Origin of the sequence: Bacillus cereus group sp. N21 (assembly GCF_016483395.1) — a bacterium.
Classification (GTDB): domain Bacteria; phylum Bacillota; class Bacilli; order Bacillales; family Bacillaceae_G; genus Bacillus_A; species Bacillus_A pseudomycoides.
This window is the reverse complement of record NZ_JAEHBX010000022.1, coordinates 33388-47557: the sequence shown is the minus strand read 5'-3', so window position 1 is coordinate 47557 and position 14170 is coordinate 33388. Positions and strand designations below refer to the sequence as shown.

The window sequence follows — 14170 nt, the reverse complement described above, 5'->3', positions numbered from 1 at the left end:
CAAAATAAGCAAATATTTCATAAATACGAAAATGGCCAAGGGTTCTTTCAAAAAATCCTTGGCCATTAATTTTTTTAGAATATCACGTGCATGATATCAAGCAGTAGGCTTACCAAATTACCACTATAGAATCTTACAAAACTGTCATGTTGTTGTAAGGTCTAGCGATAGTAAAACAATAGATTTCCCTACATAATAAAGGTATAACAACAAACACAATTTCATGAGGTGATACATATGAATGGAAATAAAGTTTTATCTTCTTTTTCATACTGGAGTGTTCTTTTTGCCCCTGTCTTATTCCCGCTAATTGTTTGGATTCTCGGAGATCATGAAACAAAAGGTCATGCGAAACGAGCTCTATGGACACATCTTATTCCGGGAATTACTACTTTTATAGGAATTGTAGTATTGGGAATTATGGATGTCGGTTTTAAGCAACCAGGTACAACAATGGCTATTGGCGCAATGATTATGGTATGTATTTGCGGCCTAATTAGTCTATACTTTTTTATTTGGAATATTGTAAAAGGGATTCGAGTAATTAGAGCATAACCTCTAGGGTATCTACTATTCTTCGTATTCATCATTGTAATTCTTATTTAAGCTTACCTTGAGGACAAGGGGATATTTCCCTTGTTTCTTTAAATTCGAATTCTGATAATAAACAGTTAATAAAATCTTTTGTAAATATTCAGAAAAATAATTGACATTAGGAAATTATTGCTATAAAATCAACGGTAATTGCATAGTCTTATCAAGAAAAGGTGGAGGGACAGGCCCTATGAAACCTTGGCAACAGCCGAATAACGGAATTGTGCCAAATCCTGCAGGTAATAACCCTGAGAGATAAGAAAGAGACTTTAGAGCGTGTTTTCAAACTGCTTCTTTCTTGTTCGGGAAAGAAGCAGTTTTTTTATTTTCTATAAAAGAAAGGAGAATAAGGAATGGGAGAATCATGGGGAAAAGGAACCATTTGTGTGCAAGGTGGTTATACACCGAAGAATGGTGAACCACGTGTTTTACCACTTTATCAAAGTACGACGTATAAATACGATACGTCCGATGATTTAGCAGCGCTCTTTAATTTAGAGGCAGAGGGCTATATTTATACGCGTATTGGGAATCCGACACTAGCAGCATTTGAACAAAAGTTAACAGAGTTAGAAGGCGGAGCCGGAGCTGTTGCGACAGCCTCTGGTCAAGCGGCTATTATGCTTGCTGTTTTAAATATTTGTGGCAGTGGTGATCATTTGCTTTGTTCTTCAACCGTTTATGGGGGAACCTTTAACCTGTTTGGAGTAAGTTTGCGTAAGCTTGGTATTGATGTAACATTCTTTAATCCGAACTTAACTGCTGATGAGATTGTGGCACTTGCAACTGAAAAAACAAAGCTAATTTATGCAGAGTCCCTTGGAAATCCAGCGATGAATGTTTTAAATTTTAAAGAGTTTTCAAACGCGGCAAAAGAACTGGAAGTACCGTTTATCGTGGATAATACTTTGGCGACACCATATTTATGCCAAGCGTTTGAGCATGGCGCAAATATTGTTGTTCATTCTACAACGAAATATATTGATGGCCATGCGAGTTCATTAGGTGGAATTGTCATTGATGGAGGAAATTTTGATTGGACAAATGGAAAATATCCTGAGCTTGTCGAACCAGATCCAAGTTATCATGGCGTAAGTTATGTGCAGAATTTTGGCCAGGCGGCATATATTGTGAAAGCTCGTGTTCAACTATTAAGAGACTATGGAAACTGTATGAGCCCATTCAATGCGTATATTAGCAACATCGGTTTAGAAACATTACATTTACGAATGGAGCGTCATAGTGAAAATGCTCTTGCAGTTGCGAAGTGGCTTGCTAACCATGATCGTATTGAATGGGTGAATTATCCGGGATTAGAAAGTAATGAAAATTATCCGTTAGCGCAAAAGTACTTAGCAAAAGGTGCAAGTGGTGTTTTAACATTTGGTATTAAAGGAGGACTAGAATCTGCGAAAGAGTTCATTGCAAATGTGAAGCTGGCAACTCTTGTGACACACGTTGCAGATGCAAGAACATGTGTGATTCATCCCGCTAGTACAACGCACAGACAGTTAAATGAAGAAGAGCAACGTTTAGCAGGTGTTACATCTGATTTAATTCGCTTATCAGTCGGTATCGAAGATGTTTCTGATATTATTGCGGACCTAGAGGAAGCATTAGTTGGAGGCAAAGCGCATGCCGATCATTGTTGATAAGGATTTACCAGCCCGTAAAATATTGCAAAAAGAAAATATTTTTGTGATGACAAAAGAGCGAGCTGAAACACAAGATATACGTGCTCTAAAAATTGCAATTTTGAACTTAATGCCAACAAAACAAGAAACAGAAGCGCAATTGCTCAGGTTACTCGGTAATACACCACTTCAACTGGATGTGCATTTGCTTCATATGGAGTCTCATATATCCCGTAATGTAGCGCAAGACCATTTAACAAGTTTTTATAAAACATTTCGCGATATTGAGGGAGACAAATTTGATGGTCTCATTATTACAGGGGCCCCAATTGAAACACTTCCTTTTGAAGATGTAGATTATTGGGAAGAACTTGGACGCATAATGGACTATTCAAAAACGAATGTAACATCTACATTGCATATTTGTTGGGGAGCACAAGCGGGTCTGTATTATCACTACGGAATTCCGAAATACTCGCTTGAAGAAAAGATGTTTGGTGTATTCGAGCATGAAGTGCATGAGCAGCATGTGAAATTGTTACAAGGATTCGATGAGCTCTTTTTTGCACCACATTCACGCCATACGGAAGTACGCGCAGCTGATATTGAAAAAGTACGAGAGTTGACATTACTAGCAACATCAGAAGAAGCAGGTGTCCACCTTGTTATGGGGCAAGATGGAAAGCATATTTTTGTTCTTGGTCATAGCGAATATAGCTGCGATACGTTAAAACAAGAATATGAACGCGATAAACAAAGAGGGCTAGATATTAAGGTTCCCAAAAACTATTTTAAACATAATAATCCAGCTGAAAAGCCACTCATAAGATGGCGGAGTCATGGAAACTTATTATTTTCAAATTGGTTAAATTATTATGTGTATCAAGAAACCCCTTATATTTTGTAAGCTGATCATTATATAACACGTGGTAACGTTTTCTTTACACGGATTACTTTATATTTTTACGAATGTTCAAAATATATTGTTTTTCGGAATTTTAACTTATATAATGGCATCTAAATACAATTCTTTAGAGGGGTGGACAGTATCATGAATGAAATTCAAGTGGGCTTATTAGGCCTTGGAACGGTTGGCAGCGGTGTGGTTCGTATTATTACGAATCATCAAGATCGTCTTATGCACCAAGTTGGTTGCCCAGTGAAAGTAACAAAAGTATTAGTGCAAAATATTGAAAAAGAGAGAGAGGTCCAAGTACCCTCTACCTTATTAACGAAAAATGCAAATGAAATTATAGATAATCCTGATATTGATGTTGTCATTGAAGTGATGGGCGGCATAGAGGAAGCGAAAGCATATATTTTACAAGCTTTGAAAAATGGTAAACATGTTGTTACTGCTAATAAAGATTTAATGGCATTGCACGGAGCAGAATTACTGACGGTGGCAAAGGAAAATCAAGCTGACTTATTTTACGAGGCGAGCGTAGCTGGAGGGATTCCAATTCTGCGCAGCATTGTAGAAGGACTTTCTTCGGATCTTATTACGAAAGTGATGGGAATCGTGAACGGAACAACAAACTTTATTCTGACAAAAATGTCTGACGAAGGGAGAGCATATGACGACGTGTTAAAAGAAGCGCAGCAGCTTGGATTTGCGGAAGCAGATCCAACATCAGACGTTGAAGGTTTAGATGCAGCAAGGAAAATGACGATTTTAGCTACTCTAGGTTTCTCTACAAATGTAGAGCTTGGAGATGTGAAGGTGAAAGGGATTACTTCCATTACTGAGGAAGATATCGCATATAGTAAAAGCTTAGGATATACAATTAAATTAATTGGACTGGCGAAGCGTGATGGTGAAAAGTTAGAGGTAACAGTTGAGCCAACATTACTTCCGAATACACACCCTCTTGCAGCTGTTCAAAATGAATATAACGCCGTATATGTATATGGTGAAGCGGTAGGAGAAACAATGTTTTATGGACCTGGTGCAGGAAGTTTACCGACAGCGACAGCGGTTGTTTCTGATTTAGTTGCGGTAATGCAAAATGTGCGCCTTGGTGTAACCGGGAATAGCGCAGTTTCTCCGCAGTATGAAAAGGTATTAAAAGAGCCAGATGAAATTTTTGTGAAGAAGTTTTTACGCCTACATGTAAAAGATGAAATTGGTGTGTTTGCAAAAATTACATCTTTATTCTCTGAACGCGGTGTTAGCTTTGAAAAAATTATTCAAATGCCACTCGGGGAGAAAGGAAAGGCTGAGATTGTTATCGTAACACATCGTGCATCACTTGCAGACTATGAATATATTTTACATACATTGGGGACATACGAAGAAATAGATTGTGTGAAAGCAAACTATCGAATCGAAGGAGATGCTAGGTAATGTGGAAAGGTTTGCTTGCTGAGTATAAGGAGTTTTTACCTATTACGGAAAAGACACCTCCCTTAACATTGCATGAAGGTAATACACCACTTATTTTACTAGAAAACCTTTCAAAGCGGTGGGGCGTAACAATTTACGGGAAAATAGAGGGGGCAAATCCAAGCGGATCGTTTAAGGATCGCGGTATGGTAATGGCGGTAGCAAAAGCAAAAGAAGCAGGGAGCGGATCGATTATCTGTGCATCTACAGGTAATACGTCTGCATCTGCAGCAGCTTATGCAGCTAGGGCAGGACTGTCGTGCATCGTTATTATTCCAAATGGGAAGATTGCATACGGTAAATTAGCGCAAGCTGTCATGTATGGTGCTGAGATTATAAGTATTGATGGGAATTTCGATCATGCTTTGCAAATTGTACGTAAGCTTAGCGAATCATCACCAATTACACTTGTAAATTCTGTTAATCCATACCGAATTGAAGGGCAAAAAACAGCTGCATTTGAGATTTGTGATGCGCTTGGGAAGGCGCCGGATATTTTAGCAATTCCAGTTGGTAATGCAGGCAATATTACAGCGTATTGGAAAGGTTTCAAAGAGTATCACGAAAGACTTGGTACGGGTTTACCAGAGATGCGCGGCTTTGAGGCTGAAGGAGCAGCGGCGATTGTGCACGGACATAAAATTGAAGAGCCAGAAACAATCGCAACAGCAATTCGAATTGGAAATCCCGCAAGTTGGGAGCAAGCCGCCCTAGCTGCAGAACAATCTCGAGGTAAAATTGACGAAGTAACAGATCGTGAAATTCTTGAAGCGTATGAATGGCTAGCCAAGTATGAAGGAATCTTTGCAGAACCGGCTTCATGTGCTTCTCTTGCAGGTGTTTATAAACAATTGCAAAGCGGGGAAATTACAAAAGGAAGCCAAATTGTAGCGGTATTAACAGGTAACGGTTTGAAGGATCCAAATATCGCCATTGATACGAAGGGAATTCAACCAGTCGTGTTACAAAATGATGAGAAGGTTGTCTTTGATTATATTCAGGGAGCTGTCTTTCGGTAAAATAGATGAAAAAAGCCTATTGTAGCGTTATTCGCTCAATAGGCTTTTTTCATGTGGAGGATTTTTGTACCAATCTGAATAAATGCTTGAATGATCCAGCCTGTTGTAAAGGAAAGGATAATTGTTCCGAAGTAAATAGGCCCATCTAATAAGAAACTGAGTGTTAAAAATAGCAAAGCTAATGAAATTTCTGTTCTGCGAAACGTCCATTTTTTCTTTTCAGACATTGTTAAGACAAAGGCCTCTTGTGGTGCTGCACATAATTGTGTGGAGACATAAATTCCAATTCCAGCGCCAACAAATAGATTTCCGCACACAAGTGTTATATATTTTGGAAGAGAGCGGATTGAATCCATAATGATAGTAATAGAACCAATCCAATCAACAAAAACAGAAATAAGAACCATAGTAACAATTGTTCCGATTGTAATATGCTTCTTATTCAAAAATAGCACAATAAGTGTAAAGGCGAAGTTAATCATAAAAATCCAAAAGCCAATACTTACTCCAAAGTTTTGATATAGCGCAATAAAAAACGAATCATAAGGACTAAGGCCAAAGGAAGTAATAGTTGTCATCATGTTAATTCCAAGAGATAGGATGAGTAGTCCGCTAATAAAAAATATATAGTCTAGTTTTAGACGTATCATATGTTTCAAATCCTTTCTGAATGTATTTGCTAGAAAAAGATATATTGTGGAAAGCTTACCAGGTCAAGAAAGAATTTTTTGATGAGGTTTATTTAAATGATGGGAAGGGGAGGAAATAAGATGACAAATATAAAAAAGATTGCGGAAATTGCCGGTGTATCAGTGTCAACGGTTTCACGTGTATTAAATAATCATCCGTATGTAAGTGATAAAAAGAGGCAGGAAATTTTAGCAATCATTGAAGAGCTAAATTACACCCAAAATGTGAATGCGATTCATTTAGTAAGAGGAAAGACGAATGTGATAGGTGTTATTTTGCCGCATGTAAATGATCAATATTACAGTGCAATTATTGAGGGGATTTCTAAAGAAACGGCCAAAAAAAATTATAATATGATGCTCTGTCAGACGAACTATAGTGCCGAAAAAGAACTTGAAATTTTGCATATGTTAAAAATGAAGAAGCTTGATGGTGTAATTATATGCTCGAGAATGAATGGCTGCAAAACAATAGAAGAATATACAAAGTTTGGTCCGATTGTAACATGTGAAGAAATAGAATCTAAGTGTATTTCTAGCGTACATATTGATCACTATAAGGTGTTTTCGCAGGGGATGAAATACGTAATAGAAAACGGACACGCTCACATTGGATATTGTATTGGCAGAAGTCATAGCGTAAATAGTCAAAAACGAAAACAAGCTTATGAGGAAGCGCTTCAGGAGATTTCTATAGAATCTCGAGAAGAATGGAAGTTTACAGAGCATTTTACAGTAGCGGATGGTCGTGAAGTGATAAGAGCGTGGATTAACATGTCTGTGAAACCAACAGCATTTCTCGTTTCTTGTAATCCAATCGCAGCAGGTATGGTAACGGAAGCAAAAAAACAAGGAATTCGTATTCCTGAAGATCTTGCAATTATTGGATGCGATGACCAAGAGGTGGCTGATGTGTTAGGAATTACAACAATTGCTCATTCTAGTAAAGTAGTTGGTGCGAAAGCATTTGAAATATTATATGAGAAGATAGAGGATGAAAAAATAGATGTGAAGAACATTGAACTTTTACCACAGTTGACCCTTCGTGAAACTACATAATGCATAAAGTATGAAAATCGCTTTTCGAAAAGGCGTTTGGTATAATTAGGGACAATCTATGAGGCTAAAAGGGGTTTTGACATGAGATCCAAATTAGTAAAAGGAATTTTACTCATTACAATTGCATCTTTTTGTTTATTTGCATATGGTTTTATTTCGGGGATTAATGATGTATTAAATCCGAAAGCTTCAAATTTAACTATGAAGACAGCACAAAAACAAGTAAAGGGGAAACAGCACCCTGGAACATTACAAGTTGTCAGTTTAGGCGATTCTTTAACGCGTGGCGTTGGAGATAAAGAAGGAATTGGCTATGTGGGACGAGTGAAAGAAAGTTTGCAGAAGGATTACAAACAAAAGGTAGCGTTAACGAATTTAGCTGTTAGTGGTGCGAAAATGCCGGATTTGTTGAAACAAATAGCAAGTAGTGGTGCACAGTACTCAATTAAGCAAGCGGATCTTATCATTTTAACAATTGGAGGAAATGACTTATTTCCAGGATGGGAATCACTTGGAAAGATAGATCTAGAAACATATCGCCCTAATACAGAAACATTTCAAAATCAGGCAAAACAAATTTTAACAGAAATTCGAAAGCTAAATCCAGATAGCCCGATTTTCTGGCTCGGTTTATACAATCCTTTTGAGGATGTTGAAGATTTAAAAGGTTCTTCATCCATTGTTGTAGATTGGAATGCATCTTTAGAGAAGTTAGCAATAGATAATAAAAATGTATATATAACGCCAACGTTTGATCTGTTTCAAAACCGAGGGAAAGAATTATTATACTCAGATCATTTTCATCCGAATGAAATTGGCTACTCATATATGGCGGATCGCTTATTACAAGGCGTTGTAAGTAAGCTGAAGCTAAATGAAGGAGGGGCGAAATGACGACGGTACTTTCAGTACGAAATGTGAAAAAGGTCATTGGGAAAAAGACGCTTGTTGAAAACATTTCATTTGATGTGAACCAAGGAGAAGTGTTTGGATTTTTAGGACCAAATGGGGCAGGGAAAACAACAACAATTCGGATGCTAGTTGGTCTTATTAAAGCGACTGAAGGTACGATTTCTATTGGTGGTTATAATATTAAAGAGAACTTTCGAGAAGCGATGCGGCAAATTGGTAGCATCGTGGAAAATCCAGAGCTCTATACATATTTAACAGGGTGGGAAAATTTAAAGCAATTTGCACGTATGCTTGGCGGTATATCAGATGAACGTATTTTAGAAATTGCGAAAATGGTTCATTTAGATGAACGTATTCACGATAAAGTGAAAACGTATTCTCTGGGTATGAAACAACGCCTTGGAATCGCGCAGGCTCTTCTTGGAAACCCGAAACTCCTTATACTAGATGAACCAACAAATGGCCTAGATCCAGCTGGTATAAGAGAGATGAGGGAGTTTATACATAAGCTTGTGAAAGAAGAAAACATGAGTGTCTTTATTTCGAGTCACTTACTAAGTGAAGTACAAATGATATGTGATCGTGTCGCTATTATTCATAAGGGAAAAATGATTACAGTTGCACCTATTGAAGAGTTGATTAAAACTGCGAGCGATCGTGTTGAATGGATTGTTACACCGATTTCCCGAGCATTAGAACTTTTAAAAACTTCAAAAGAAGTTAGGGAAATTAGCATAGATGATGAACGTTTATTGTGCCGAATGGATATTAATACAATTAGTGCTTGGAATAAACGCTTTGTAGAAAACGGAATAGATGTACATAGCGTGAAGGAGCTTGTATTTACACTAGAAGATTTATTTATTGAACTCACAGGGAGTGAGAAACATGCGTGAATTTGCGAATCTTGTTTTAAATGAATCAGAAAAAATCTATCGAAAGAAACGTATTGTTGTCGTCATGCTCATATTGGCAATCTTAATTCCTTTGTTTGTTTATGCACAGTATCGTGAAGTGCAGACAACGCAAAAACGCCTTGGTACGAGCGATTGGAAGGTAGCACTTCAGCAGCAAATTGTTGATTCGCAAAATCGTTTAAATAATTCTAGGTTGCCAGAAGAATGGCGGGATTGGCTGAAAGTACGAGTGGAGCAGCAACAATATTATTTAGATCATGATATTAATCCAACAGCACCAGGAGCACCAACGTTTGTACGAGCATTCATTGAACAAGGAATTACATTGTTTATTCCGCTACTTGTAATGATTGTTGCAATTGACATTGTATCGGGAGAACGAAGTGATGGAACGATGAAAATGCTTCTAACGCGGCCGATTCGACGCTTTAAAATTCTTCTCAGTAAATATGTGACGATGTTGTTATTTATCTCACTTATATTGCTCTTGGTGGGGATTTTCTCCTATGTATTATCGGGCGTTGTTTTCGGATATGCCGGGTGGAATTTACCGGTACTGACGGGTTTTGGAATTGATAAAGAAACATTGAATACAAATTTTGTCCACCTCATTCCGCAGTGGCAATATATTTTAATGGCATATGGATTAGCTTGGTTTGTTGCGATTGTTGTGGGAACCATATCCTTTATGGTTTCTGTGTTAATTCGTAATACACCAGCTGGTATGGGAGTCATGCTAGCAGCGTTAATTGCAGGTGGTATCTTAAGTTCCTTCGCAACGTCTTGGGAAGGGGCAAAATATATTTTTAGCGTAAATTTATTGCTCACAGATTATTTATCAGGGAAGTTACCGGCATTGCAAGGTCTATCGATGAGCTTTTCATTGATGAATTTAACAGCTTGGGCTGTAGTTTCTCTTATCATTTCATTTGTCGTATTTACGAAGCAAGACATGGTCAATTAAATGAATAGGAAGTGAAGAGATGGAACATATTTTAAAGAATGATTGGGAGCCGTTACTTGCACCAGAATTCGAGAAACCATATTATCAAAAACTAAGACAGTTTTTAAAAGAAGAATATAGTACCCATGTCATATATCCGAAAGCCAATGATATTTTTAATGCACTACATTATACAAGTTATAAGGATACAAAGGTTGTTATTTTAGGACAAGATCCATATCATGGACCAGATCAAGCGCATGGGTTAAGTTTTTCTGTGCAACCTGGTGTGAAAACACCACCATCACTGCAAAATATGTACAAAGAATTGCATGCAGATCTTGGTTGTGAAATTCCGAATAACGGTTATTTAGTGAAATGGGCAGAGCAAGGCGTATTATTACTTAATGCGGTGTTAACTGTGAGACAAGGAGAAGCAAATTCTCATAAGGGAAAAGGATGGGAGCATTTCACAGATCGTGTTATTGAACTGTTAAATGAACGTGAAAAACCTTTAATTTTCATATTGTGGGGGCGCCATGCACAAGCAAAGAAAAAACTGATTACAAACTCGAATCATCATATTATTGAATCTGTACATCCAAGTCCTTTATCAGCAAGACGAGGTTTCTTTGGCAGCAAGCCGTTTTCAAAAGTAAATGACCTCTTATCTAGTATGGATGAGAAAAAAATTGATTGGCAAATTCCAAATCTATAAAAAAGGTAGCTAACAGTCATTCTGTTAGCTACCTTTTTTAATCACTGCGGTTCATTTTTTAATTTTGCATCTAGTACAAATGTACCAAATGGGATAACGGAAGCAATCAACGCACCTAAAGCCCATAAGATAGACTTACGATGTACGATTGTTACTTGAATCACGGCAAAGATGAATAATATAAATAGAACGCCATGAGCCATACCTGTAATTTTAACTGCTGTTGCAAACCCCGCAAAGTATTTTAACGGCATCGCTACAAATAATAGTAGTAGAAAGGAAATCCCTTCGACTAATCCAATTGCTCTTAATCTTCCGATTGGTGTAGATAACATAAAAGTGCCTCCTTGAACATGCGCTTGTATATAGTAAATTTGTATTCTTATTCCAAATAAAATAGTATGTTTTGTTTCATTATATACAAAAACAAAGTTTACACTACGAGAATGTTGTAAAGTTCAAAATATCTTCACAAAGCTACGTACATTTAAATAAAAACCCATTTGAAGTATTTGACTTCAAATGGGTTTTGTGAATGCATCTATATAAGTGCAAAAAACCTTTCCTTTTAGATGGGAGAGAGCATCCGTCCATGCATAGAAGCGGTTAGGTCCTTTTTTAGCCCCATGCCCCAAGTTAAAAAAAGGGGGAAAATGAGTGCAGGTCACCTTTTGTTTTCAAAGCAGTAACTTGTATGTTGAAAAATTTATATATTAAACAAGAACTTCGGTTTTTAGCACAAATTTCTCTACAACTTTAGCAACGCCATCATTCATATTCGTGTCTGTTACGTAGTTTGCAATTTCTTTAATGTCATCTGGAGCATTGCCCATCGCAACACCAAGGCCAGCGAACTCGATCATTGTTTGATCGTTGTAGCTATCGCCCATTGCGATTACTTCCTCACGCTTAATACCAAGTTTTTGAATCAATTGATTTAAGCTTGTTCCTTTTGTTACACCAGCTTCTGTGAACTCTAAGAAGTATGGTTTTGAACGCATTACACTTAGTTTGCCTTCTAGTTGTTTTTGAAGTTTTTTCTCTACTTCTACAAGGCGTTCAGCTTCTTTATTCATTAATACTTTTACAACAGGTTCTTGTACAGCAGTGATAAAGCTGTCTACTTCAATAATTGACATGCCTGTAAGAGTTCCTTCAATTTCTGTATATGGATTATTTTCTTCCGTTATAATATCATCGCCCATATACGTATGAATCCAAACATCTTCTTCTTTACTAATTTCATATAGATTGTGAACGATTTCAGGAGATAGTGTACTGCTGAATAATTCTTCATCCGTTTTACAATTAATAATTTTTGCACCATTAAACGATAAGATGAAGCTTCCATATTCTTCTAGACGAAGCTCCTTTGCAATATGACGCATACCAAATGTTGGGCGGCCAGAAGCAAGCACAACTTTTACACCTTGTTCTTGAGCAGTCATTAAGGCCTGTTTTGTACGTTCTGAAATCGTATGGTCATCACGTAGTAAAGTATCATCTAAATCTAAAACAATCATTTTATAAGACATATAGAAAGTTCCTTTCTTTGTTGAAAGTTGATATTGTTAGAAATTCGTTCTAGCAAAACGATGAGGATTAAATAGTAAGACATCGAACCTCTTTAAAGGTACATAAATTGAAAAAAGATAGAAACCCTTCCTTTTTAGATGGAAGAGAGCATCCGCCCATGCATAGAAGCGGTCAGATCCTTTTCCTGCCACCACGCCAAGTTAAAAAAAGGGAGAAAATGAGTGCAGGTCATCTTTTGTTTTTAAAGCAGTAATGTATATGTGAAAAACCAAAAACCTGATTGGTGATGGAAGTTTCATTTTATATAGTGAGCCTGATTACTGTATTGTTAGTATATATTATCATGGGCATATTGCCCATGATAATTCTATCGTAACAACTCTGGAAGTAGAGTGCAATAATGGAAGTTTTCCAATTTACGATGGTTGTTTTTCCTTTGAACGGGAAAATAAAACTTCAAGCAAAATAGCCATGACAGAACCAAGTACAAGGCCATTGCTTAAAAATGATGCTAAAAATGGTGGCAGGGTCGAAAATGCCTGCGGCGGGACAAACATAACCCCGATTCCTGTGAAAAGAGACAGACCAGCGACGCGGAATAAACGCTCTTTATTTTCTACGGTGTCATATTCACGGAAGGCAAGACCAATCATACTTGCAAATACAGGATAAATAGCAGCATATCCAACGGCGACAGGAATAGCGGCGAAGAATGATGTAATCTTTGGAAATATACTAATTATAATAATAAAACTTGACCCTAATAGGAAAGGAAGGCGTTTATAAATATTTGTTGTTGCAATAAATCCAGCTGAACCTGAAATAGCTACTGGTCCAATTGCTGAGAAAAGACCACCTAAAAGCTGATTTATGCCCGTTATAATTCCGGCATGTTTGAATCGATTTTGAACTGCACCTTCTTCATATTTAGAAACAACCTTTTGCACAACACGGATGCTTGCCAACATGTTCGTTAAGAGCAACAGTGTGACAAAGACAACGGTAATTGCCATGTTCCATTCGATACGAGGCAATCCAAACACGAATAGAGACGGTAGACGGATGATATCTGTTACCGGTGTAACCGGATTAGATAATCCGAAGCATGCAAATAGGATCCATCCAAAGACAATGCTGAACAGAACAGAGTATTGTCCAATAATAGGTAGCTTCATAATAAAAAAAGATAGTAAAATAACAATGAGTGAAAGAATAAAGACGTTTGCTTGTACTTCAGTATGTTGTCCATCAAGGCCGAACATTCCTTTTAGAAAAGAACCGCTGAGCTGGGCAACGAGAAGGAATAAATATGTTCCAATTACTGTTGGTGTAAAATAACGGACAAGTTTATCAATAAGTCCAAAAATACTAAGGATAATACAGATGATGCCGCTTAACAGAAATGCGTATTGTAAGACGCGGAGTGTTTCATTATTTGATCCAAATAATACGACACCTAAACTCGCGTATAGTGAGAAGATTCCCCACCAAAGACCAGCTGGCCCTTCTTGAATCGGTAGCCTATGACCAAATATAGCTTGCAGAAGGCCAGCAAAGCCAAGAACAAATAACGTTCGTTGTACAAATGCAATTGCTTCAGCACCTTCAAGGCCATAACTAGCAGCAACACTAATTGGTACAATGAGGCTACCGGCCAAAATAAATAATGCCCATTGCAAGGCAGAAAGAAATGTTTTCATTATATCAACCTCTTTCATAGATTCCGCTTCTAGTATATACGTATTTCATTTCCTCTGGCAAAG

The 14170-nt window shown here is 37.4% G+C and carries 14 protein-coding genes and 1 riboswitch; of the genes, 10 read left to right on the top strand and 4 right to left on the bottom strand.

The genetic code is table 11. The features are described 5' to 3' along the window. The first annotated feature begins 237 nt into the window (after nucleotides 1-237). The 5 genes from JDS96_RS14475 (at nucleotide 238) to thrC (ending at nucleotide 5633) form a co-directional block, all read left to right on the top strand. Nucleotides 238-555: a magnetosome magnetite crystal formation protein family gene (locus JDS96_RS14475; protein ID WP_003209270.1), complete on the top strand. Its 318-nt coding sequence runs from the start codon at nucleotides 238-240 to the stop codon at nucleotides 553-555. Between the two features lie 196 nt (nucleotides 556-751). Continuing rightward, nucleotides 752-856: riboswitch (SAM riboswitch) on the top strand. 91 nt (nucleotides 857-947) lie between these two features. Then, nucleotides 948-2246 carry a bifunctional O-acetylhomoserine aminocarboxypropyltransferase/cysteine synthase gene (locus JDS96_RS14470; protein ID WP_018764875.1) on the top strand — a complete coding sequence of 433 codons (1299 nt, stop codon included), beginning with the start codon at nucleotides 948-950 and terminating at the stop codon, nucleotides 2244-2246. Further along, nucleotides 2230-3135 carry a homoserine O-acetyltransferase MetA gene (metA, locus tag JDS96_RS14465; RefSeq protein ID WP_033796602.1) on the top strand — a complete coding sequence of 302 codons (906 nt, stop codon included), beginning with the start codon at nucleotides 2230-2232 and terminating at the stop codon, nucleotides 3133-3135. Before JDS96_RS14470 ends, metA begins: the two co-directional genes overlap by 17 nt. Before the next feature lie 144 nt (nucleotides 3136-3279). Continuing rightward, nucleotides 3280-4575 carry a homoserine dehydrogenase gene (locus tag JDS96_RS14460; RefSeq protein WP_003202371.1) on the top strand — a complete coding sequence of 432 codons (1296 nt, stop codon included), beginning with the start codon at nucleotides 3280-3282 and terminating at the stop codon, nucleotides 4573-4575. Next, nucleotides 4575-5633, top strand: coding sequence for a threonine synthase (gene thrC, locus JDS96_RS14455; protein WP_098609654.1), 1059 nt, complete (start codon nucleotides 4575-4577; stop codon nucleotides 5631-5633). The genes JDS96_RS14460 and thrC overlap by 1 nt, the downstream gene beginning before the upstream one ends. A 35-nt stretch (nucleotides 5634-5668) precedes the next feature. Here the strand turns inward: thrC and JDS96_RS14450 are convergent, their stop codons facing one another. After that, nucleotides 5669-6283 (bottom strand): YczE/YyaS/YitT family protein, encoded by a 615-nt coding sequence (locus tag JDS96_RS14450; RefSeq protein WP_026008491.1) that lies wholly within the window; start codon nucleotides 6281-6283, stop codon nucleotides 5669-5671. A 120-nt stretch (nucleotides 6284-6403) separates the two neighbouring features. Here JDS96_RS14450 and JDS96_RS14445 point away from each other — a divergent pair, with 120 nt between their 5' ends. The 5 genes from JDS96_RS14445 (at nucleotide 6404) to JDS96_RS14425 (ending at nucleotide 10871) form a co-directional block, all read left to right on the top strand. Next, nucleotides 6404-7381 (top strand): LacI family DNA-binding transcriptional regulator, encoded by a 978-nt coding sequence (locus JDS96_RS14445; RefSeq protein WP_199667217.1) that lies wholly within the window; start codon nucleotides 6404-6406, stop codon nucleotides 7379-7381. An 81-nt stretch (nucleotides 7382-7462) separates the two neighbouring features. Further along, entirely contained in the window at nucleotides 7463-8275 is an 813-nt protein-coding gene (locus JDS96_RS14440) for an SGNH/GDSL hydrolase family protein (RefSeq protein WP_003202379.1), read from the top strand. Then, a complete protein-coding gene (locus tag JDS96_RS14435; RefSeq protein ID WP_018782402.1) occupies nucleotides 8272-9189 on the top strand; it encodes an ABC transporter ATP-binding protein in 918 nt (305 codons plus the stop codon). The genes JDS96_RS14440 and JDS96_RS14435 overlap by 4 nt, the downstream gene beginning before the upstream one ends. Beyond that, nucleotides 9182-10174: an ABC transporter permease gene (locus tag JDS96_RS14430; protein WP_199667216.1), complete on the top strand. Its 993-nt coding sequence runs from the start codon at nucleotides 9182-9184 to the stop codon at nucleotides 10172-10174. The genes JDS96_RS14435 and JDS96_RS14430 overlap by 8 nt, the downstream gene beginning before the upstream one ends. 19 nt (nucleotides 10175-10193) lie before the next feature. Continuing rightward, entirely contained in the window at nucleotides 10194-10871 is a 678-nt protein-coding gene (locus JDS96_RS14425) for a uracil-DNA glycosylase (RefSeq protein WP_006096715.1), read from the top strand. Nucleotides 10872-10912: 41 nt separating this feature from the next. Here the strand turns inward: JDS96_RS14425 and JDS96_RS14420 are convergent, their stop codons facing one another. From JDS96_RS14420 to JDS96_RS14410, 3 genes are all read right to left on the bottom strand, one after another. Beyond that, on the bottom strand, nucleotides 10913-11206 hold the full coding sequence (locus JDS96_RS14420; RefSeq protein ID WP_003202389.1) for a DUF3817 domain-containing protein: 294 nt from the start codon (nucleotides 11204-11206) through the stop codon (nucleotides 10913-10915). A gap of 378 nt (nucleotides 11207-11584) precedes the next feature. Further along, nucleotides 11585-12406, bottom strand: coding sequence for a Cof-type HAD-IIB family hydrolase (locus JDS96_RS14415; RefSeq protein ID WP_003209257.1), 822 nt, complete (start codon nucleotides 12404-12406; stop codon nucleotides 11585-11587). Between the two features lie 417 nt (nucleotides 12407-12823). After that, a complete protein-coding gene (locus JDS96_RS14410) occupies nucleotides 12824-14107 on the bottom strand; it encodes a purine/pyrimidine permease (RefSeq protein ID WP_003209256.1) in 1284 nt (427 codons plus the stop codon). Nucleotides 14108-14170: the final 63 nt, after the last annotated feature.